General features: G+C 67.1%; 17 protein-coding genes. 10 read left to right on the top strand and 7 right to left on the bottom strand.

What is annotated here, in order from left to right:
* Positions 1-3: 3 nt before the first annotated feature.
* Positions 4-1,479, bottom strand: a complete 1,476-nt coding sequence (locus LX81_RS08780; RefSeq protein ID WP_111536916.1) for an ABC transporter substrate-binding protein — start codon at positions 1,477-1,479, stop codon at positions 4-6.
* A 149-nt stretch (positions 1,480-1,628) separates the two neighbouring features.
* Here LX81_RS08780 and LX81_RS08785 point away from each other — a divergent pair, with 149 nt between their 5' ends.
* Positions 1,629-2,390 carry an SDR family NAD(P)-dependent oxidoreductase gene (locus LX81_RS08785; RefSeq protein WP_111536917.1) on the top strand — a complete coding sequence of 254 codons (762 nt, stop codon included), beginning with the start codon at positions 1,629-1,631 and terminating at the stop codon, positions 2,388-2,390.
* An 18-nt stretch (positions 2,391-2,408) separates the two neighbouring features.
* Here the strand turns inward: LX81_RS08785 and LX81_RS08790 are convergent, their stop codons facing one another.
* Positions 2,409-3,116 carry a GntR family transcriptional regulator gene (locus LX81_RS08790; RefSeq protein WP_111536918.1) on the bottom strand — a complete coding sequence of 236 codons (708 nt, stop codon included), beginning with the start codon at positions 3,114-3,116 and terminating at the stop codon, positions 2,409-2,411.
* Positions 3,117-3,436: 320 nt separating this feature from the next.
* Between LX81_RS08790 and LX81_RS08795 the strand changes: the two genes are divergently transcribed.
* The 9 genes from LX81_RS08795 to LX81_RS08835 all read left to right on the top strand — a co-directional run bounded on the left by LX81_RS08795 (position 3,437) and on the right by LX81_RS08835 (position 16,065).
* Entirely contained in the window at positions 3,437-5,179 is a 1,743-nt protein-coding gene (locus LX81_RS08795; RefSeq protein WP_111536919.1) for an acetolactate synthase catalytic subunit, read from the top strand.
* Positions 5,180-5,223: 44 nt separating this feature from the next.
* Positions 5,224-6,423 (top strand): ABC transporter substrate-binding protein, encoded by a 1,200-nt coding sequence (locus tag LX81_RS08800; RefSeq protein ID WP_111536920.1) that lies wholly within the window; start codon positions 5,224-5,226, stop codon positions 6,421-6,423.
* A gap of 73 nt (positions 6,424-6,496) precedes the next feature.
* Complete coding sequence (locus tag LX81_RS08805) at positions 6,497-7,384, top strand: branched-chain amino acid ABC transporter permease (protein WP_111536921.1); 888 nt, start codon at positions 6,497-6,499, stop codon at positions 7,382-7,384.
* Positions 7,381-9,180, top strand: coding sequence for a branched-chain amino acid ABC transporter ATP-binding protein/permease (locus tag LX81_RS08810; protein ID WP_111536922.1), 1,800 nt, complete (start codon positions 7,381-7,383; stop codon positions 9,178-9,180). Before LX81_RS08805 ends, LX81_RS08810 begins: the two co-directional genes overlap by 4 nt.
* Positions 9,173-9,877, top strand: coding sequence for an ABC transporter ATP-binding protein (locus LX81_RS08815; RefSeq protein ID WP_111536923.1), 705 nt, complete (start codon positions 9,173-9,175; stop codon positions 9,875-9,877). The genes LX81_RS08810 and LX81_RS08815 overlap by 8 nt, the downstream gene beginning before the upstream one ends.
* A 2-nt stretch (positions 9,878-9,879) precedes the next feature.
* Complete coding sequence (gene fabG / locus LX81_RS08820) at positions 9,880-10,689, top strand: 3-oxoacyl-ACP reductase FabG (protein ID WP_111536924.1); 810 nt, start codon at positions 9,880-9,882, stop codon at positions 10,687-10,689.
* A gap of 14 nt (positions 10,690-10,703) precedes the next feature.
* Positions 10,704-11,537: a shikimate dehydrogenase family protein gene (locus tag LX81_RS08825; protein WP_111536925.1), complete on the top strand. Its 834-nt coding sequence runs from the start codon at positions 10,704-10,706 to the stop codon at positions 11,535-11,537.
* 18 nt (positions 11,538-11,555) lie between these two features.
* The gene (locus tag LX81_RS08830; protein WP_111536926.1) at positions 11,556-13,160 is read left to right on the top strand and encodes a GMC family oxidoreductase; all 1,605 of its coding nucleotides are present in this window, start codon (positions 11,556-11,558) and stop codon (positions 13,158-13,160) included.
* Complete coding sequence (locus LX81_RS08835) at positions 13,153-16,065, top strand: FAD-binding and (Fe-S)-binding domain-containing protein (protein WP_170133889.1); 2,913 nt, start codon at positions 13,153-13,155, stop codon at positions 16,063-16,065. The genes LX81_RS08830 and LX81_RS08835 overlap by 8 nt, the downstream gene beginning before the upstream one ends.
* 261 nt (positions 16,066-16,326) lie before the next feature.
* On the opposite strand, the gene LX81_RS08840 is transcribed toward LX81_RS08835, so the two are convergent.
* From LX81_RS08840 to LX81_RS08860, 5 genes are read right to left on the bottom strand one after another with little or no spacing between them, the layout of a single operon-like run.
* Positions 16,327-17,259 (bottom strand): 2-hydroxyacid dehydrogenase, encoded by a 933-nt coding sequence (locus tag LX81_RS08840; protein ID WP_111536928.1) that lies wholly within the window; start codon positions 17,257-17,259, stop codon positions 16,327-16,329.
* The gene (locus LX81_RS08845) at positions 17,259-17,942 is read right to left on the bottom strand and encodes an RraA family protein (protein WP_111536929.1); all 684 of its coding nucleotides are present in this window, start codon (positions 17,940-17,942) and stop codon (positions 17,259-17,261) included. Before LX81_RS08845 ends, LX81_RS08840 begins: the two co-directional genes overlap by 1 nt.
* Positions 17,939-19,237 (bottom strand): TRAP transporter large permease, encoded by a 1,299-nt coding sequence (locus LX81_RS08850; protein WP_111536930.1) that lies wholly within the window; start codon positions 19,235-19,237, stop codon positions 17,939-17,941. Before LX81_RS08850 ends, LX81_RS08845 begins: the two co-directional genes overlap by 4 nt.
* A 4-nt stretch (positions 19,238-19,241) precedes the next feature.
* Positions 19,242-19,805 (bottom strand): TRAP transporter small permease subunit, encoded by a 564-nt coding sequence (locus tag LX81_RS08855; protein WP_111536931.1) that lies wholly within the window; start codon positions 19,803-19,805, stop codon positions 19,242-19,244.
* A complete protein-coding gene (locus tag LX81_RS08860) occupies positions 19,802-20,803 on the bottom strand; it encodes a TRAP transporter substrate-binding protein (protein ID WP_111536932.1) in 1,002 nt (333 codons plus the stop codon). Before LX81_RS08860 ends, LX81_RS08855 begins: the two co-directional genes overlap by 4 nt.
* Between the last annotated feature and the right edge of the window lie 40 nt (positions 20,804-20,843).

The raw sequence follows: 20,843 nt of genomic DNA on the forward strand, positions 1-20,843 counted from the left end.
GCGCTATTCCGTCACGCCCATCTCCTTGATGAGGAGCTTGGCATCGGTCCGCGGCTGCCACTCCATCCGCTCCGACATGCCGTAGATGTCCTGCAGGTTGAAGAGCGGCACGGTGTAGTTCAGGTCGTGACCCTTGGCGAAGACCTGGTCGTAGAGATCTTGGCGCGCCTCCGGATCCGTGGTCACGCGCGCCTCGTCGATCATCGTGGCCATCTCCGCGTCCGAGTTGGAGGCCGCGGCGCCGTCCATGTGGTAGATGAAGGAGGCTTCGCGATCGGCGTCGAGCAATTCGTTGGAATTCGCGATGAAGATCGAGTCGGGACGCGGTCCGTCGCCCATCAGGCTGTCGAGATATTGCGAGAATTCCTGGATCTGTACGTTCGGGACGAGCCCGGTCTCCGCCCAGTAGCCCGCGACGGCCTCGATCTGCTCGCGATCCTTCAGCCAGCGGCCGGATTCCCCCACGACGTCGATCGTGGCGCCGGTCGCGCCTGCCTCCTCGATCAGCGCGCGGGCCCGCTCCGGATCGTAGGGATAGCTCTCGAGATCCGCGTTGAAGCCGAAGGCCGCGGGATTGACGTGGTGGCCCTGCGCGATGCTGGCATAGCCCTGGAACAGGGCCTGCACCATCGCCTCGCGGTCGATCGCGAGGTTCAGCGCCTCCCGGACCTTCGGGTTGGAGACGACTTCGTTGTCGGTGCCGAGCACGAAGACCGACGTCTCGAGCCCGTCGACGGCCGCGAATTTCGGCGCCGTCTGCGTGAATTCCGGAAGGAGGTTGGTGATGATGTCGAACTCGCCCGCCATCAGGCCCGAGAGCCGCGTTCCCGCCTCGCCCACGAACCGGTAGGTCGCCGTCTCCACCTCGGGCTCCTCGCCCCAGTAATCGGGATTGCGCTCGAGCGTGATGCTCTCGCCGCGCGACCAGTCGCCGAAGCGGTAGGGCCCGGTGCCCACCGGCTCCGCACCGATATCGCCATCCGTGGCATGACCGGGCGGGACCATCTTCATCCAGTACATGCGGGAGGGCAGGATCGGATCGGGTCCGGTCGTCGTGATCCGGACCGTGAGGTCGTCCACCTTCTCCGCGCCGTCGATCGTCCCGAAATAGGCCATCTGTTCGGAATTGTTGGCCGGGTCGATGATGCGTTCGACGCTGGCCACGACGGCATCGGCGTCGAAGGGCTCGCCGTTGTGGAACGTGACGCCCTCCCGGAGGTCGAACTCCCAGGTCGTCTCGTCTATCTGGCGGGCCTCGGTGGCGAGGCCGGGCTCCAGTTCGCCCTCGGGCGTCCTCGCCATCAGCGTCTCGTAGATGTTGTCGTTGACCTGCCGCTCGCCGCCGTCGTCGCGTAGCTGCGGATCGAGCGTCGAAGGTTCGGATCCTATGGCGATGGTGATCGATTGCGCGCCTGCCGCCCCCGCGAGCAGGGTCAATGCGGCCGCACCGGCGAGGAGGTGCCTGATCGTCGTGGTCATGTCCGTTTCCCGTCGGTTCCCGGCGGCACTTCGGCGGCCGCGGCGTTTTTCTGCGTCGAGATTGGCCCCGACCCCGTTTCCTTGTCAACGCGACGTGGCACTATCGTGTCCGCGGACGCAGGAGTGCCGCGGGATCGGGCAGGAATCGCATGGACGGATCGCGGAAGGTCATCCTCATCACCGGGGCCAGCAGCGGGATCGGCGCCGCGACGGCGCGCCGGATCGCGGCACCGGATGTCGCGCTCATGCTGCATGCGCGGCGCAATCGCGACGGATTGGAGGAAGTGGCCGAGACCGCGCGCCGCGCCGGGGCGAAGGTCGGGCTGCATCTGGGCGATCTGGGCGCGGCGGAAACGGCAGGTGCGCTCGTCGCCGCGGCCCGCGCCGAATTCGACCGCGTGGATGGCATCGTGAGCAATGCGGGACAGGCGCGGCGCGGCACCGTCGCGGAGCTCTCGCCCGAGGAGCTCGCCGCCGATTTCGCCTCGATGCCGCTCGCCTTCCTGCGCCTCGTCCGCGCGGCCTTGCCCGATCTGCGCGCCGCGGGATCCGGCCGCGTGGTGGTCGTGAGTTCCTTCGTCGCGCATCGTTACGGGGTCCGCGACATGACCTTTCCCGCGACGGCCGCGGCCAAGGCCGCGCTCGAGGCGCTCGCGAAATCCCTCGCCGCAGAGCTCGCGCCGTCTGGCGTGACCGTGAACTGCGTCGTTCCGGGCTTCACGCGGAAGGATCCCGGCGGCCACGGAGCGACCTCGCGGGGTGCGATGGAGGATGCTGCGGACGCGATCCCGGCGGGCCGCATCGCCAGGCCCGAGGATATCGCGGGGGCCATCGCCTATCTCATGTCGGATGATGCCGCTCACGTGACGGGCGAACTCCTGCATGTCGATGGTGGCCTGATGCTGTGTTGAGATGCGGAGGCGCGCGGGTCAGCTCTGGCGGACGTGTTCGAGCAATCCCCGCCCGCCCATCTCGATGTCGTACCGGATCCCGTCCCGCGCGGCCTCCTCGTCGCCCCGGCGCAGACCCTCGATGACGCGCATGTGCGGGTGCGGATCCCAGCCGGGCGGTTCACCGGCATCGTAGAGATGCGACAGGATCGGGCCGCAGCGGACCCAGAGCCCCTCGACGATCTCGTAGGTGATCGGCAGCCGTCCCGCGGCACAGAGAGCGAGGTGGAATTCGGTATTGAGCGGGATGGCGTCGTCGAAGCGCCGCTCGGCATGACATACGGCGATGCGCGCTTGAATCCGCTCCAGATTGTCGATCTCGTCCGGCATCGCCATGCGCGCGGCGCTGGCCGCGAGCCGCCCCTCCAGATCCATCCGTATCGCGCGGATCTCGAGCAACTGGTCTAGGGACAAGGTTGGAACGATCACCGTGCCGCGCCCGTCGAGGTCCATCGCCTTCTCCACCACGAGCCGCAACAGCGCCTCTCGCATCGGCGTCAGGGATATGCCGAACTTCTCCGACATCGGGCGGAGCCTCATGCGTTCCCCGGGTGCAAGCTGCCCGCGCATCAGCGCCTCACGGATCGATGCATAGGCCTGTTCCGCGAGACTTTCGCGCCCCACGGGTCGGACCCAGTCGCCTGCGTTCGAGGATCGATCCCCTACCTTGTTCACACGGCTTGACATGCTTGTGGATTCCTCGGACATTCTGTTATAACAAATATCAAATAACGACAGCGGGTGGTAGCTCGTTCGTCGGACCCGCAGGGGGGCGGGATTGGAGGGGGACCATCGGTATCGATCCCATGCCGCGCAAGCCTTCGGGTCCTGAGGGGCCGCAGGCATGAGGATGCCGGCGCATCGGGGGTATCGGATCTCAACGGGAACGATGCCTTCTCTAGGGTGAGCCGCCGCAAATGGGATCGGCGACGCGGAGGTTGCCGCCCCCGATTTCCGGGCATGGATGGCGGCGATCGCGGGATCGTCGCGACGGGAGGACGTAGGACGTGGACGACAGGGTGGAGATAGACGATCGGTCCCGTGCGGGGAACCGCACCGGGGCGCAGGTAATGGCCGCGGCGCTCGCGCGTCACGGGGTGACGGAGATCTTCGGACAGTCGCTCCCCTCGGCCCTCATCCTCGCGGCCCCCGATCACGGCATCCGGCAGATCGGCTACCGCACGGAAAACGGCGGCGCCGCGATGGCCGACGCCTATGCGCGGATCAGCAGCCGGGTGCCGGTCGTCACGGCGCAGAACGGTCCCGCCGCCACGCTCCTCGTTCCCGGCCTCGCGGAGGCGCTGAAAGCCTCGATCCCTGTCGTGGCCATCGTGCAGGACGTGCACCGCAAGTTCACCGACAAGAACGCCTTCCAGGAGCTTGATCACTTTGCCCTTTTCGCGGGGGTGTCGAAATGGATCCGGCGGGTGGCCGATGTCGGCCGGATCGACGATTACGTCGACATGGCCTTCACCGCCGCCGCTTCGGGACGGGGCGGCCCGGCCGTTCTGATGGTGCCCGTCGATCTGCTTGATGAGCGGCCGGACGTGGCCCAGGGGCCGCGCCGTGCCAGATCGCTCGGCACCTTTCCCGCCGACCGGAGCGTCGCCGATCCCGCCTGTGTAGAAGAGGCCGCCCGGCGTCTCGCGACGGCGGAGCGGCCGGTGATCATCGCAGGTGGCGGTGTCCATTCCTCGGGCGCTTCCGCCGCTCTGGGCGCGGTGCAGGAGCTTGGGTTTCCGGTCGCCACGACCGTGATGGGCAAGGGGGCCGTCGCGGAGACGCATCCGCTTTCCCTCGGCGTGGCAGGCTACTTCATGGCGCCGGGCGGGCGAGCGTCGCATCAGCGCGAGCTGATTACCGGGGCAGATGTCGTTCTCCTCGTGGGCAACCGCACGAACCAAAACGGCACAGATAGCTGGCAGCTCTACCCCGAGGGCGCGGACTATATCCATATCGACATCGACGGGGCGGAGATCGGACGCAATTACGAGGCGTTACGGCTCTTGGGCGATGCGCGATTGACGCTCGAGGCGCTGGCGGAGGCACTCGGAAAAGTCGATCTCTCGGGGATCGAGGCGCGCCGGTCCGATCTGGAGGCGCGGATCGCCAAGGGGCGAGAAGCGCATCTCGCCGATCTCGACCGGCTCGTCGACTGGGAGGCGTCGCCCTGCCGTCCGGAGCGCTTGATGCGCGATCTCGACGCGGTCCTGCCCGAGGACGCGATCGCCGTGGCGGATGCGAGCTATTCCTCGATCTGGATCGCCAACGGCCTGACCGCCCGAAAGGCCGGGCAGCGCTTCCTGACGCCGCGGGGACTTGCCGGGCTCGGATGGGGGCTGCCCTTCGCGCTCGGCGCTAAGGCCGCGCGGCCCGACGCTACGGTCGTCTGCGTCACCGGCGACGGGGGGTTCGGCCATGTCTGGGGAGAGCTCGAGACGTCGCGGCGGATGGGTCTGCCGGTGGTGCTTGTCGTACTCAACAACCAGATCCTCGGCTATCAGAAGCACGCGGAGCTGAGCCTCTTCGGCGCGCATACCGATGTCGTGCATTTTGCGCCCGTCGATCACGCGGCGATCGCCCGGGCGGTCGGATGCGAGGGTATACGGATCGAGCGGCCGGAAGAGTTTCGCCCCGCGCTCGAGAAGGCGATCGCCTCGGGGAAGACGGTGGTGATCGACGTGCTGACCGACGAGCGGGCGCATCCGCCGATCACGAGTTTCGAGGGCAAGGAGGCGCTCGAGTACTGAAAAAACCCCCGATGCGGGGGAATCCGAGTTCTGGGAGGAGCTTCATGAGACTGTCATCCATACTTGCCACGACCGCGACCGCGGCCCTGATCGCAGGCCCCCTCGCGGCGGAGGTCAAATTCGGCGCGCTCTATCCGTTCAGCGGCCAGCTTGCCCTTCTCGGGGAAGAGAGCGCGCGGGGCGTCGAACTCGCCGTGGAGGAGGTCAACGCGAATGGCGGGGTGCAGGGCGAGGAGGTCGTGCTGGTGCGCGGCGACGCCGTCGACAACAACCAGGCCATCGGCGAGGCACGCCGCCTGATCTCGCGCGAGAACGTGGTGGCGATCCTCGGCACCTATTCCTCATCGCGATCGATCGCGGCGAGCCAGGTCGCCGAGCTTTCCGGCATCCCCTATTTCGAGCTCGGTGCCGTCGCCGACGAGGTGACGGGCCGCGACCTGCAATATCTCTTCCGCACCAATCCGACGGCGGAAGATATGGGGCGGATGTCGATCCAGATGATCGTCGACCGGATCGCGCCCGTGATCGGCAAGGACCCCTCGGAGGTCCGGGTCGGGGTGATCCACGAGGATTCGAGCTACGGCACCTCCGTCGCCGGCCACCAGGAACGGTTCGGCGAAGAGGCCGGGCTCGAGATCGTCACGGTGCAGGGCTACCCCGCCTCGACGGTCGACATGTCTTCGCTCGTCCTCGACCTGCAGGGCCGCGAAGTCGACGTGGTGATGCAGACCTCCTACCAGAACGATTCCGTCCTGTTTCTCCAGCAGGCCAACGAGGCGGGCTTCAAGCCCTCCGCGATCATCGGCGGCGGCGGCGGCTATTCGATGGTGCCGACCGCGGAGGCCGTCGGGACCGACGTGATCGAAGGCGTGTTCGACGTGGACTTCACGCAATACACGGTCGATCCGTCCTATGCGCCCGGAATGGAGGATTTCGTCGCGACCTACCGCGAGAAGTACGGGGAGGAGCCGCGTTCGGGCCATTCGCTCAACAACTACGTCGGCGCGATGGCGATCTTCGGGGCGCTTGACGAAGCCGACGGCTTCGAGCCCGACACGATCCTCGCCGCGGTGGAAGCGGTCGACATCCCCGAGGGGGAAACCGCGGCGGGCTACGGCGTCAAGTTCGGCGACCAGAACCAGAACGAGCGGGCAAAGATGATGGGAATGCAGTGGCAGGACGGCCGCCTCGTCACGGTCTATCCCGAGGAGGCCGCGACCTCCGAGATGAAGATCGGCGAGTAAGGCCCCACAAGCACGTTTTAATCCGGAGCGGGGGCGCCCTTCGCTCCGGATCGTCATTCCCCACGGAGGCGTCATGCAGACCTTTCTCCAGATCATCGCCAACGGATTGATGCTGGGCGGCCTCTTCGCGATCGTCGCGGTGGGGCTCACGCTTATCTTCGGCATCGTCAAGGTCGTCAATTTCGCCCACGGGGAGTTCCTCATGGTGGGCATGTACGCGACGTACCTGCTGACCACGGGGCTCGGGGTCCATCCCTACGCCACCGCCATCGCCGTGGTGCCGATCCTCTTCGTGCTGGGCGCGCTGACGCAGCGATTCCTGATCCAGCCGCTGATGAACGCGCGCGACGAGCATATCCAGATATTCGCGACCGTCGGGCTCTCGACCGCGCTCATCAATCTCGCGTTGCTCCTCTTCGGGGCCGATATCGCCAACACGCCGAATTACCAGTTGCGGTCCCAGGTCGAGATCGGGCCGGTGCGCCTGCTTCAGGGGCAGCTCTGGGTGTTTCTCGCCGCCATCCTGCTCGTGACGGGCCTTCAACTCTTTCTCAAGCGGACGAATATCGGACGCGCGATCCGCGCGACCGCGCAGAACCGGGCGGCGGCGCGGTTGATGGGGATCAACGATCGCTTCGTATACATCCTCACCTTCGGCATCGGCGCGGCCTGTGTCGGGCTCGGCTCCGCACTGATCGCGCCGCTCTATCCGAGCTCGCCCACGATCGGTACGTATTTCGTGCTGATCGCCTTCGTCGTCGTGGTTCTGGGCGGGCTCGGCTCGATCCCCGGCGCCTTCTTCGGCGCGCTCCTCATCGGTCTCGTCGATGCGCTGTCGGGGTTCTACATCGGTTCCGACCTGCGCGAGGCCGTCGTCTTCGGCATCTTCCTCGTGATCCTGATCCTGAAACCCTCCGGTCTCTTCGGAACCCGGATGAGCCTGTCGCACGTGTCACCATGACGGAGACCGCCACAAGACCCGCCACCGCCCTCGAACGGACGAACCGCCAGACCCTCGGATGGGCCGCGCTCGGGCTGCTTCTCGCCGCGCTCCTCGTCGTGCCCATCGTGGTGGGCGACGAATTCGTCTACCACATCTTCATCACAATCTGCCTCTTCGCGGCACTCTCGACCGCGTGGAACATCGTCGGCGGTTATGCCGGGCAGCTTTCTCTCGGGCATGCGATCTTCTACGGGATCGGCGCCTATGCAGGCGTGATCCTCGTCAACATGGGCGTCTCGCCGTGGTTCGGAATGTTCGTGGGCGCAGGCGTCGCGGTCGTGGCGGCCGTGGTGGTCAGCTATCCCTGCTTCCGCCTCCACGGGCCCTTCTTCGCGCTCGCTACCATCGCCTTCCTCGAGGTGTTCCGCGTCCTCGCGCTGCATTTCCGCGACCTGACCGGCGGGGCGACGGGCCTCATGATTCCGCTCAAGATCGGCTGGGAATGGATGGTGTTCCGCGAACGCCTGCCTGCGCTCCTCATCGCGTTCGGCATGCTGCTCGTCTGCCTCGCCGTCGCCTGGGCGATCCGCTCGCGCCGGCTCGGCTTCCAGCTCGTGGCCACGCGCGAACGGGAATCGGCGGCGCGCGCGGCGGGGGTCGCGACCGTGCGGGTCCGGCTCATCGCGGTCTCCGTCTCCGCCGCGCTCTCGGCCATGGTGGGCACGTTCCACGCCATGTACCTCACCTATATCGAGCCCGCCTCGATGTTTTCGCTGCAACTCTCGATCCAGATCGCGATGTTCGCGCTTATCGGCGGGATCGGCACGATCTGGGGTCCGCTCCTGGGCGCGGTGCTTCTTGTGCCGATCACCGAATTCGCGCGCGGTGCGCTCGGGGCGGAGGCGATCGGGCTTCACGGTTTCGTCTACGGGCTCGTGCTGATGCTCGTCGTCCTCTTCATGCCCGACGGGATCATGGGCGTCCTTTCCCGCTTCTCCGGCGCGCGCAAGGCGCAGGACGGGGGCGACGAGGGCCATATCGCCGCCGCATCGCCGTCGCGCACGCCGCCCGAGATCGGCAAGCCGGTGTTGAAGGTCGAGAACCTCGAAAAGCATTTCGGCGGGCTGCACGTGACGAACGACGTGAGCTTCACTCTCCGCGAGGGCGAGATCCTCGGCCTGATCGGCCCGAACGGGGCGGGCAAGACGACACTCTTCAACATGATCTCGGGTTTTCTCGCGCCCGATGGCGGCAGCGTCAGCGTTCTCGGTCGCGACGGGACCTGGCATTCGCCGAGCGATCCCGGGGAATACGCGGCGCTCGGTGTCGGGCGAACCTTCCAGATCGTCCAGCCCTTCGCCGCGATGAGCGTGGAGGAGAACATCATGGTCGGCGCCTTCCATCGCTTCCACGCGGTCGCGGATGCGCGGGAGGCCGCGCGGCAGACGGCGCACCGCATGGGCCTCGGCCGCTATCTCGAGGACGAGGCGAGCAGTCTCACGATCGGCGGGCTGAAACGGCTCGAGGTCGCGCGCGTGATGGCGATGGAGCCGCGAGTCCTCCTCCTCGACGAGGTGATGGCCGGCATCAACCGCGCCGACGTGCGCCGGGCGGTCGACCTGATGCTCTCGATCCGGGAAACAGGTGTCAGCATCATCGCCATCGAGCACGTGATGCAGGCGGTCATGGCGCTGTCGGACCGGGTGATCGTCCTCAACTCCGGCGAGATCATCGCGGAGGGCGATCCGAAGGAGGTGGTCCGCGACCCGCAGGTGATCGAGGCCTATCTGGGCAAGGAATTCGCCGATGCTTGAGGTCAGGGACGTCCATTCCGGCTACGGCTCGACGGTGATCCTGCAGGATGTCTCCCTCCGGGTCGACGAGGGCGAGGTCGTCACCATCGTCGGCGCCAACGGGGCGGGCAAGACGACGACGCTCAGGACGATTTCCGGGCTCGTCACGCCGGTCGCGGGCAGCGTCCATTTCGACGGCGAGGAGATCTCGAAGCTGCAGCCCCACGAGGTGGTGGATCGCGGCATCACCCTGATCCCGGAGGGACGACAGCTCTTTCCCGACATGAGCGTGCGGGAGAACCTCATGATGGGGGCCTATCGCCGAGCGGCGCGATCTGCGCAGGCGCAGACGCTCGAGGAGGTGCTCGACCTCTTTCCCCGCCTCGGCGAACGGCTGGAGCAGCACGCCTCCTCCCTCTCTGGCGGGGAGCAGCAGATGGTCGCGATTGCCCGCGGGATGATGGCTCGGCCGCGGCTTCTCATGTTCGACGAGCCGTCGCTCGGTCTCGCCCCGATCATCGTCGAACAGGTCTTCGACGTCATCTCCAAGGTGGCGCGGACCGGCACGACGGTGCTCATCGTGGAGCAGAACGTCTTTCACACGCTCAAGGCCGCCGATCGCGGCTACGTACTCGAAAACGGCGAGATGGTGCTTGACGACGCGGCCGACGCGCTGCTGCGCAACGACCATGTCCGGCAGGCCTATCTGGGGATTTGACCATGCAGTTCAGCGACGACAGCGACGCGCGCCACGCGGGGCGAGACAGCCACCGGGGCCGGCACGTCCTCGTCACCGGCGCGGCGCGCGGGATCGGCCGCGCCATCGCCGAGGGGTTCGTGCGGCGCGGCGCGACCGTCGGCCTTCTCGATCTTCGCGGAGAGGACGTCGCGGCGGCGCAAGCAGAATTGGAGGGGATCGGGTCCGGCCATGTCCGGGGCCTCGTCTGCGACGTCTCCGACTATGCCGCCCTTGCGGACGCGTTGGTGCGCGCGGAAGCGGACGCCGGCGCGCCCTTCGATACGATCGTCAACAACGCGGGCATCTCCCCCAAGCACGACGGCGCCGCCCACCGCGTCTGGGAAATGGATCCGGAGGAATGGCGCCATGTGGTGGACGTGAACCTCACGGGCCATTTCAACACGATCCGCGTGCTCACCCCCGCGATGCGGGAGGCGGGGCGCGGCTGGATCGTCAACACGGCCTCGGTGGCGGGCAAGACCTATTCGCCGATCGTCGCGTGCCATTACGCGGCGACGAAGTCTGCGATCATCGGCTTCACCAAGCATCTCGCGGCGGAGCTCGGACCCTGGAACATCCGCGTGAATGCGCTGGCGCCCGGCAGGATCGCCACGCCGATGGTCGCAGGCGTCGCCGCGGAGATCAACGACGCGCAGGTCGCATTGACGCCGATGGGCCGTCTGGGCGAGCCTCCGGAAGTCGCGGATACCGCCCTCTGGCTGACTTCGTCCGAGGCGAGCTTCGTGACCGGACAGACGATCGACGTCGCCGGCGGGTACATGATGACGTGAAGGGACAGGACAGGATGGAGGAACGGAGCGGCGCGGCCGGAGGCCCCCCCGAGGTGACCGGGCGCACCCGCCTCTACGCGATCCTCGCCGACCCGATCGCGCATGTGAAGACGCCGCAGACCATGCACGCCCTCTTCGCCCGCCATGGAATAGACGGCGTCCTCGTCCCCATGCATGTCGCGCCAGACGATCTGGCCGTGACGCTCGACGGATTGCGGGGCCTGCGGAACTTCGGCGGCTTCATCGCGACGGTGCCCCACAAGGGCGCGATGCGCGATCTCTGCGACGAGGTGAGCGCGGAGGCGGAGGCGATCGGCGCGGTCAATTGCGTGCGCCGCGATCCGGACGGCCGGATGATCGGCGCGATGCTCGACGGGACGGGCTTCGTCGAGGGGCTGGCGTCCGAGGGGATCGATCTCGACGGACGCCGCGTTCTTCTCGCGGGTGCGGGAGGTGCCGCGAGCGCGATCGCCTTTTCGGTCGCGTCGCGCGGCGCGGCGCGGCTCACGATCGCCAACCGCACCGTGGAGAAGGCCGAGCGACTGGCCGAGCGTGTGCGGGCGCATTATCCCGGTCTCGAGGTCTCCGCTCTCGGTTCCGACGCGGATCCGGGCGCGCAGGAGATCGTCGTCAATGCGACATCCCTCGGGATGCGGCCGGACGATCCTCTGCCCGTACCCCGCTCCGTGCTGGAGCGTGCGGAGGTCGTGGCGGAAGTCATCATGGACCCGGTCGAGACGCCGCTTCTTGCCGCCGCGCGCGCGGCGGGATGCCGGGCGCATCCGGGATTGCCGATGCTCGAACGGCAGATCGAACTGATGGCGCGCCACATGGGGGCGCTGACGTGATGGGCCGGAACGCGGCACATGTCTAAGACCTTCGATTACGTGATCGTCGGGGGCGGGACCGCGGGATGCGTTCTGGCGAACCGGCTGAGCGCGGATCCGCGCAACCGCGTCGTCCTGATCGAGGCGGGATCGTGGGCGCGTACGCCCTGGACCGTGATCCCGGCGGGGTTCTACAAGCTTTTGACCAATCCGCGCTTCAACTGGATGTTCACCTCGGAGCCGGAGCCGGGCACGATGGATCGCCAGATCGCCATCCCGCGCGGCAAGGGTCTCGGCGGATCGACCCTCATCAACGGAATGATCTATGTCCGCGGCCAGAAGCTCGATTACGACGGCTGGGCGCAGCGCGGCTGCACCGGGTGGAGCTTCGACGACGTGGCCCCGCTCTTCCGCCGGATCGAGAGCTACGCGGGCGGCGATCCGGACGGCGAGCGCGGTCAGGACGGACCGCTTCCCGTCACCGAGGTGTCGGAGCGTCCGGCGATCGCGCGGGCCTTCCTCGATGCGGCCCATGAAGCCGGCCACGCGTTCAACCCCGATTACAACGGCGCCGCGCAAGAAGGTGTGGGCTGGTATCAGGTCAACCAGCGCGCCGGGCGTCGGATCAGCGCCGCTGCCGCCTATCTCGATCCCATCCGCCACCGGACGAACCTGAAGATCGAGACCGAGACGCGCGCGCGCCGTATCCGCCTCGAACACGGCCGCGCGACGGGGGTGGAGGTGACGCGGGACGGGGGCGGGGACGCCTTCATCGCCGCCACGCGGGAGGTGATCGTCGCGGCGGGTGCGGTACAGACGCCGCACCTTCTGGAGCTTTCGGGCATCGGGTGTGCCGAGCGGCTCTCGGGGCTCGGGATCGCGCCGGTCCGCGACCTCCCCGAGGTCGGGGAGAATTATTCCGATCATTTCTGCACGCGGATGAACTGGCGCGTCACCCGTCCGGAGACGCTGAACGAGCAATCCCGCGGCCTGCGCCTCCTGCGGGAGGTCTTTCGCTACGCTGTCGGGCGGCAGGGCGTGCTGACGCTCGGAACCGGGCTCGCGCATGCCTTCATCCGCACGCGGGAGGCGCTCGCAACGCCCGACGTGCAGTTCTTCTTCATGCATGCGAGTTACGCCAATGCGGCCAAGCGAAAGCTCGAGCGGAAGCCCGGCATGACACTCGGCGTGACGCAGCTCCGCCCCGAATCGCGCGGCACGATCCACGCCCGGACGCCGCGGATGGAGGATCAGCCGGCCATCCGTCCGAACTTCCTCGACGCCGCCGAGGATCGCGAGACGATGATCGCGGGCATGAAGGAGGCCCGCCGCATCGTCGAACAGCCCGCGCTCGACGCATGGCGCGGCAGCGAAATGTCGCCCGGCCCCGATTGCAGCACCGACGCGGAATGGCTAGATTTCGCGCGATCGAACGGTCAGACGATCTACCATGCGGCCGGGACCTGCCGGATGGGTGCGGATCCCGGATCGGTGGTGGACCCGCAGCTCCGGGTTCGCGGTGTGCAGGGTCTGCGGGTCGTCGATGCCTCGATCATGCCGTCGCAGGTCTCCGGAAATATCCAGGCGGCCGTTTTCATGATTGCCGAGAAGGGGTCGGAACTGGTGCTGGATCGCCGTGGCTAGAGACGAGTACGACACGCGGCGGATCGACGGCGCGGACGAGGGTGCGCCCGCGCCGGACGCGTTGGCCGCCTTTCGCGAGGAGCTCGGACAATCCGCCTTCGAGGGTGGCCAGCGATGGGGGCGGGCGCCGCGGCGCGTCAACGCCACCGATAATTCCATCTATCAGATCGAGCCCGCCGCCGTGCTCGAACCTCGCCATGCGGCCGATGTGGCACTGGCCATGGGCATCGCGGCGCGGCACGGGATCGCGATGGCGCCCCGGGGCGGCGGGACCGGGACGAACGGGCAATCCCTGACCCGTGGCGTGGTCCTCGACACGTCGCGCCACATGCGCCGGATCGTTGATTTCGATCCCGAGGCGGGACGGATCCGGGTCGGACCGGGCATGATCCTCGACGAGCTCAACGCCTGGCTGAAGTCGCATGGCTGGATGTTCGCGCCCTCCGTCTCCACCGGATCCCGGGCCACGATCGGGGGGATGGTCGCGACCGACGCCTCCGGCAAGGGATCGTGCCGCTACGGGCGCACGTCCGATCATCTGCTCTCGGTGGACGTGGTTTTCGCCGATGGCAGTACCGGGGCGCTCCGCGACATGGGCGCCGAGGAGATCGCGGCGGAGACGGAGTGGGATGGCCCGCTCGGGCGCGTCCTTGCGTGCCTCGTGGAAGGCCTGCCGGGCCAGCGAGACGAGATCGCGGCCGTCTTCCCGGAGATGAACCGCTCGCTCACGGGCTACAACCTGCGAGACGCGGCGGGGCCCGATGGCGGGCTGAGGCTCCCGAAGCTTTTTGCCGGGTCCGAAGGGACGCTCGCCGTCGCGACCGAGATCGAGCTTTCGCTCACGCGGATGCCGGCGCATCGCGGCCTCGCGCTCTTGGGCTACGACGATTGCGATGCGGCGCTCGGGTCGGTGACCGATCTGCTCGCCGCCGGCCCCGAGGCGGTGGAGTTTCTCGACGATACCGTCGTCCGCCTCGGACGCGCGACGCCGGTCTGGACCGATCTGCAGCCCTTCATGGGCGCGCTCGCGGAACGGGGCGGCTTTCTCTTCGCCGAAGCCGCGGGTGATACGCCGGAAGCGGTCGCCGCGCAGCTTGCCGAGATCGACCGGATCGCACAGGCACAGGCGGCCTGCCGGGGCTGCGTCTCTTCCACCGATCCGGCCGTGATGAAGGCGATGTCGGAGTTTCGCCGCGACAGCGTCGGGCTCCTGTCGCGCGGAGGCGACGGGCGTCAGGGTACCGCCTTCGTGGAAGATGCCGCGGTGCCGCCTGCAAACCTCGCCGAATTCGTGCGCGACTTCCGCGCGATCCTCGACGAGGCCGATCTTCGGTATGGTATGTTCGGCCATGCGGATGCGGGCTGCGTCCATGTCCGCCCGATGCTGAACATGCGCATCGCGGAGGATCGCGCGCTCATCCGACCCATATCGGACGCGGTCGCGGCCCTCGCGAAGCGTCATGGCGGGCTGATCTGGGGCGAGCACGGCAAGGGCGTGCGCGGCGAGTATCTGGAGACCTATTTCGGTCCGGCACTCTATCGCTACCTGCGGGAGATCAAGACGGCCTTCGATCCGGAGAACAGGCTCAATCCCGGCAAGCTCGTCGTGCCGATCGGGGCGCCCGGCGCGGTCGGCCGGATCGACAACCTGCCCTTCCGCGGCGCGCACGATGCCGAGATCGGGGCAGTCGAGGGTTTCGCGACGGCGCTCTCCTGCAACGGCAACGGCGCCTGTTTTCATTGGGACGCGGCCCAGGAGATGTGCCCCTCCTACCGCGCGACGGGCGATCGGGTGCAATCGCCGAAAGGGCGTGCCACGCTGATCCGTGCCTGGCTGCGCGAACGGGAGGCGGGAGGCGATCCCGCGGCCCTGCGCGAAGCGGAGCGCGATCTACGGCAGAGCCTTTCCACCTGTCTTTCATGCAAGGCCTGCACCAGCCAGTGCCCCGTCCGGGTCGACATCCCCGCGATGAAATCGCGTTTCCTGTCCGAACAGGAGGGCAGCCGGCCGAGGCGGGACATGATCGTGTGCCTTCTCGAGCCCGCGACGATCCTGGCGGCGAAGATCCCGGCCCTATCGCTATCGCGTGCGATCTGGCAATCGGCTACCGTGCGCCGCGGCGTCGAGCGGCTTTTCGGGATGGCCGACCTGCCGTCCTTGCCCGGACGCTCCGTTGGCGCGGCGATGCGGGGCACCGGTGCGCGGCCCTGGACGGCGGGATCGGGCGATCTCGTCCTGCTCACGGACAGCTTCCTCGGCGTCTTCGACCCCGACATCCTCGCAGCCGCGGCGCGCTGCCTCGCCGTCGTTTCCGACGATGTCCGCTTCACGCCCATCCTCGCCAACGGCAAGGCCAGAGAAGTCCGCGGGTTGCTCGCCGGTTTGCCTGAACTCCGCACGCGGCTTGCCGAACGGCTCCGCGCCATCGCGGAGGACGGCGCCACGCTCGTGAGCGTCGAGCCGGCCTTCACCATGCTCCTGCGCCAGGAGATGGGCGATCTGCTGGCCGATGTTCCCGTCGCCTCGATCGAGGATGTCCTCCATGAAAGGCGGAGCCGGCTCCCGCACGCGGCGAACCCCGGGCGGTTCCGCCTCATCGGGCATTGTACGCAGACGGCCGCCGATCCCGACCATCTTGCCCGGTGGCGTGCGACCTTTGCGGCAGCCGGTCACACGCTCGAGACGGTTCGGTCAGGGTGTTGCGGCATGGCCGGCCTCTGGGGCCACGAGGCCGAGAATGCCGGATTGTCACGCGAAATCTATGACTTGTCGTGGAAATTTCATGTCGAGGATGGCGACGGCGAACTTCTCGCTACGGGGTTTTCCTGCAGGTCGCAGGTTCACCGTTTCGGGCGAAGGGCGCTCCGGCATCCCGCGCAGGTGCTGGCCGTTCAGGATGGCTGACTGGCGCCATGCCGTCCGGTCGCTGAACTAACTCACCTTCGATCGCGACGAGGTTGCCGCGGTTCCGGCGGAAGACAGGTAGAGCGCTTCCAGCACCACCGCTTCTAGATCGCCAAGGCGATCATTTCGCGGCAATCTAGAACTTATGCTAGGCAGGCCTGGGCGGAGCGGAGATTATCCGCTCGCGCCCCGGACTTTCGCCCGTTCGCCCGCCAGGGCGGTGGGCTGGCCAATCGTCAGCCGTTGTCCCGTGCGCCTTGCTCAATATCCCCGCGAGGCATCGGCGAGATCGGCGCAAGTCCCGGTCGTCTCGAAGGACTTCAGGTTCTCCGCGATGATCCGTGCGCCGGTGCCCGCGTCGATGCGGGAGGCCACGTGCGGCGTCACGGTGATGCCCGGATGGGACCAGAACGCATGATCCCCGGGCAGCGGCTCCTGATGGAACACGTCGAGCGTCGCCTGCTTGATCTGGCCGCTCTCGAGCGCCGCGAGGAGGTCGTCGTCGACCAGATGAGGTCCCCGCGCACAATTAATGACGCAGGCCCCCTCCGCGAGTTGCCCCAGCAGGTCCGCGTCGAGGATTCCGCGCGTCTCCTCCGTTAGTGGCAAGAGGTTCACGAGGATCTCGCAACCCGACAGGAACGCCGGCAGGCCGTCCGCACCGGCAAACGTCGTGACCCCATCGATCTCCTTCTCCGTCCGGGCCCAGCCGCGGGTGTCGAAACCGAGACCCGCCAGCGTGCGGGCCGCCGCCGCGCCGAGATTGCCGAGGCCGAGCACGCCCACGACCCGGTTCGGTGCGACCGGCACGACGATGGAATGCCAGTCGCGCTCCGCCTGCGCCTGAAGTTGCCGCGGCATGTCGCGATGGTGGCGCAAGACGTGGAGGGCGACGTATTCCCGCATCCGCTGCGTCAGGTCGCGTCCGACGGTTCGGATGATCGGCACGTCTCGCGGGAGATCCGGATCGTCCAGCACGTGGTCGATCCCCGCGCCGATCGAGACGATGGCCCTGAGGTTCGGGAACCGCGCGAGATCGCCCGGGCGCGGCCGCCAGACGACACCATAGGTGATCTCCGCGGGATCGCTCACCGCGTCGATCGGCTCGATGGTCCAGCCGGGCAGCAGCTCCTCGAGCATCTCCACCCACCAGGCCTGCGTCTTCTCGTCGGGCAGATAGATCGCGACCTTCATTACGCCTGGCCCTCGGTCTTCGCCCGGACCATGCGCGTCGCGCCCGACATCTCGCCGAGATAGGTTCCCGCCGTGATCTTCGCCTCGTTCTTCCGTCCGGCCTCGGTCTTGGCTTCTCCCTGCTCGATCACCGCATCGAGATCCTCGGGCGCGATGAAGAGGACGCCCGACGGATCGGCGAGCACGGCATATCCCGGCAGCACCGCCGCGCCGCCGATCGAGACCGGGACGTTGAAGCCGCCGCCCGTGTCGTAGAGTCGCGTCGTGACCGGGGACGCGCCGCGCGACCACATGGCGAAACCCTGTTCCTCGATCTCGGCGGTATCGGTATGGGGGCCGTCGACGCAGGCGCCCGCGAGGCCCTTCAGCGCGGCCATCCGCGTCACGCCGCCACCCCAGCAGGCGTACTTGCTGTCGCCCAGGCGATCGACCGCCATGAAATAGCCCTCACCCACTTCCGCGAGGCAATGGTGGAGGAGGGTGGAATCGAGCCCTGGGATCGCGAGCGTCGTCACGGTCGCGGCTACAATTTTCCCAGGAAGAACCGACTGGATCGCCGGGTCGGCGAAACCGAAATGGTAGAAGTGACCGATCGTTGCCGTCTCGAGTTTCGCGAGCCGGTCGAGCTTCGCCTGGTCGATCCGCTCGGGCACGGCATTCATTTTGTAGGTCAGGTTGGTCATTGAGAAGTAGATCCTTCGGGTCCGAGTACGAGGTCAGGCAGGAACGTGGCAATCTGCGGCACGTATGTGAGGAGGATGAGCACGGCGAAGAGGGGCACGAGCATCGGCAGCACCGCCATCGTCACCTTCTCGAACCGCACGCGGCCGACTTCGGAGACGATGTAGAGGCCGATGCCCATGGGGGGCGTCGCGATGCCGATGAGGAGGCCGAGCTGGATGATGATGCCGAAATGGACGCGGTCGATCCCATAGGCGTCGGTTACGGGCAGGAGCGTGGGCACGAGGATCAGCTTCGCCGGAACCCCCTCGACCACGCAGCCCACGAGGATCACGAAGACGATGAGGAGCCCGAGAAAGACGTTCTTGTTCTCCGTGAAGGAGAAGGTCCAGTCGGCGAGCTGCTGCGGCACCTGCTCGATGGCGAGAAGCCAGCCCATCGCGATGGAGAAAGCGATGATGATCATGATGACGGCGGTCATCATCGCGGTATCGCTCACGGCCTGGAAGAAGCTCTTCCACGTGAGCTCCCGGTACCATAGCCCGAGCATGATGCAGTAGAGCGAGGCGAGAACGCCTGCCTCCGTTGCCGTGACGAAGCCCAGCATGATCGAGCCGAGGATGATGCCGGGCGCGACGAGCGCGAGGAAGCCGTGCCGGGCGGTGCCGGCGACTTCCCGCGCGGTCGCGCGCTCCTGCGTCGGGAAATCCTCCCATCCCGCGCGGAGGCGGACATAGATCATCAGCGACAGCCCGACGAGGAGGCCCGGGATCAGGCCGGCGAGAAACATCCGCTCGATCGATTGCTGCGCGAGGAAAGCGTAGATCACGAGCCCGATCGACGGCGGGATGAGCGGTCCGATCACGGAGGAGGCGACGGTAATCGCTGCGGCGAAATCGGGCTTGTAGCCGCGCTCGCGCATCGCCTTGATCTCGATCGCCCCGAGCCCCGCGCAATCGGCAACCGCGGCGCCGGAAATGCCCGCGAAGATCATCGAAGAGAGCACGTTCACCTGCGCGAGACCCGCTTTCATGTGGCCGACGAGGGAGTTGGCGAAGGCGAAGATCCGCTCCGTCACGCCGGTGGCGTTCATCAGGTTTCCGGCCATGATGAAGAACGGCACGGCGGTCAGGGACGCCTTGTTCACCCCCTCGAGCATCTGCTGCGGCACGATCTGCAGCGCGTTTGAGAAGTCCGAGGCGAGGAAGGTGAGGATCGTGGCCGTCCCGATGGCGATTGAGATCGGGACGCGCAGCAGGATCAGTGCAATGAAGGTTCCGAAGAGTATCCAGGCCATGTCGTCAGATCTCCGGGTGGCTCTCGGCCAGGTTCTCGGGCAGACCCGCGGCCATCTTGGCGAGGTCGAGGAGCGCGTTGAGCGCGATGAGGGCGGTCGAGACGAAGAGCGGTATGGAAAGGGCGAGCCGCGGCAATTCGAACCCGTCGGGCAGGATTGCGCCGTTGTAGACGCCGCGCGAGGTGTCGATGACCATCGGCAATTGCGACAGGAGGATACCGGTGACGAAGAGCGTCGCGGCGTCGGAGACGATCCGCGTGATCGCCATGCCCCTGGGGCCGAAGAGGCCGGCCACGAAATCGACCCGCACATCCTTCAGCCGCGCATAGAGAGCGAAGAATCCGAAGAAGCTCAACCAGATGAAGAACACCATCGTCCAGGGCCACATCCAGTACTGCGCAAGCGACAGCGGGCGCAGGACGATCGTGGCCGCCGTCAGGGCGAGCATCGCGAGAAGGCAGAGGTTCGACAGCCAGAGAAAGGCGCCTCCGAGGCTCCAGTTGAGGCGATCGGCGAGGTTGAGGGCCCTCTGCAGAGGGCCCTCCGGAACGATTTCGTAGGGGGTCAATTCGTGGCCGCCCGCGTCTCTTCCACCGTCTCGAGGAAGCCCTCGGGCAGGTCCCCCTGCGCGGCGCGCTCCTCGTAATAGGCGCGCATGTTCTCCACGAAGGGTTCGGTGTCGAGGACGGTATAGGTGACGCCCTGCGCCTCCATATCCGCGATGCTGCTCTCGGCGACCTCGTTCATCACTTCCTGCGAATAGTCGCCCGCCTCCTCGTAGGCCTGCATCAGCCCCGCGCGCGTTTCGTCGGAAAGATCGTTCAGCGCCTGTTCGTTCACCATGAAGCCGATCGACTGCCAGTATTCGTCGTGGCGCGCGATATAGGGGGCGACCTCGTTGAACCGCATCGCCTGGACGAGCGCGATGGGCGAGTTCACCGCCTGCACCAATCCCTTCGAGATGCCCTGATAGACATCGGTCCAGGGCAGGGTGAGCACTTCCGCGCCGAGCTGGTCCCAGGTCTCGATCGCGGTCTTGTCTTCGTGCATCCGGAGCTTGATGCCCTGCACGTCCTCGGCCGAGGTCACCGGGACGTTCGAGACCATCACCCGGAACGGTCCGCGCAGGATTCGCGTCGGATCGCCGAGGGGCCGGACCCCGGACTGTTCGGCCGCGCTGTCGAACCAGCCCGTGACCAGGTCGGTTTGCATGAACCGCCGCCAATGGTCGTAATCGTCGAAGGCGAAGGCCGCGGAAATCCAGCCGAGCGCCGGTTCCCACTTCTGCATGTAGCTGAAGCCCTCGGCGTAAATCTGGATGATGTTGGCCTGAAGCTGTTCGAGGACGGCGTCCTCCTGTCCGAGCTGCTCGTTGGGGTAGACGTCGATGACGAGCTCGCCGTCGGTATATTCCTCCGTCAGCTCGGCGAAGCGCTGGAAGACCTGCCCTTCGGAGCTGTCGACGGGCTGCTTGGTGGCCATCCGCCACGTGGTCTCGGCACTGGCAGTGCCCGCAAGGACGAGGCCTAGGGCGGTGGCGAGGGTAAAGGGCAGTGTCGGTTTCATCTCTCTCTCCTTGTCATGAAAACGCCGGCTTCTGCCGATC

Source organism: Palleronia aestuarii, from assembly GCF_003253995.1.
Classification (GTDB): Bacteria; Pseudomonadota; Alphaproteobacteria; order Rhodobacterales; family Rhodobacteraceae; genus Palleronia; species Palleronia aestuarii.

Bases quoted from the DNA above. Each gene is read 5' to 3' on its own strand.
- LX81_RS08810 (WP_111536922.1), top strand. From the start codon at position 7,381: ATGACGGAGACCGCCACAAGACCCGCCACCGCCCTCGAACGGACGAAC.
- fabG (WP_111536924.1), top strand. From the start codon at position 9,880: ATGCAGTTCAGCGACGACAGCGACGCGCGCCACGCGGGGCGAGACAGC.
- LX81_RS08805 (WP_111536921.1), top strand. From the start codon at position 6,497: ATGCAGACCTTTCTCCAGATCATCGCCAACGGATTGATGCTGGGCGGC.
- LX81_RS08815 (WP_111536923.1), top strand. From the start codon at position 9,173: ATGCTTGAGGTCAGGGACGTCCATTCCGGCTACGGCTCGACGGTGATC.
- LX81_RS08860 (WP_111536932.1), bottom strand. From the start codon at position 20,803: ATGAAACCGACACTGCCCTTTACCCTCGCCACCGCCCTAGGCCTCGTC.
- LX81_RS08785 (WP_111536917.1), top strand. From the start codon at position 1,629: ATGGACGGATCGCGGAAGGTCATCCTCATCACCGGGGCCAGCAGCGGG.
- LX81_RS08800 (WP_111536920.1), top strand. From the start codon at position 5,224: ATGAGACTGTCATCCATACTTGCCACGACCGCGACCGCGGCCCTGATC.
- LX81_RS08850 (WP_111536930.1), bottom strand. From the start codon at position 19,237: ATGGCCTGGATACTCTTCGGAACCTTCATTGCACTGATCCTGCTGCGC.
- LX81_RS08840 (WP_111536928.1), bottom strand. From the start codon at position 17,259: ATGAAGGTCGCGATCTATCTGCCCGACGAGAAGACGCAGGCCTGGTGG.
- LX81_RS08845 (WP_111536929.1), bottom strand. From the start codon at position 17,942: ATGACCAACCTGACCTACAAAATGAATGCCGTGCCCGAGCGGATCGAC.
- LX81_RS08825 (WP_111536925.1), top strand. From the start codon at position 10,704: ATGGAGGAACGGAGCGGCGCGGCCGGAGGCCCCCCCGAGGTGACCGGG.
- LX81_RS08790 (WP_111536918.1), bottom strand. From the start codon at position 3,116: ATGTCAAGCCGTGTGAACAAGGTAGGGGATCGATCCTCGAACGCAGGC.
- LX81_RS08780 (WP_111536916.1), bottom strand. From the start codon at position 1,479: ATGACCACGACGATCAGGCACCTCCTCGCCGGTGCGGCCGCATTGACC.
- LX81_RS08830 (WP_111536926.1), top strand. From the start codon at position 11,556: ATGTCTAAGACCTTCGATTACGTGATCGTCGGGGGCGGGACCGCGGGA.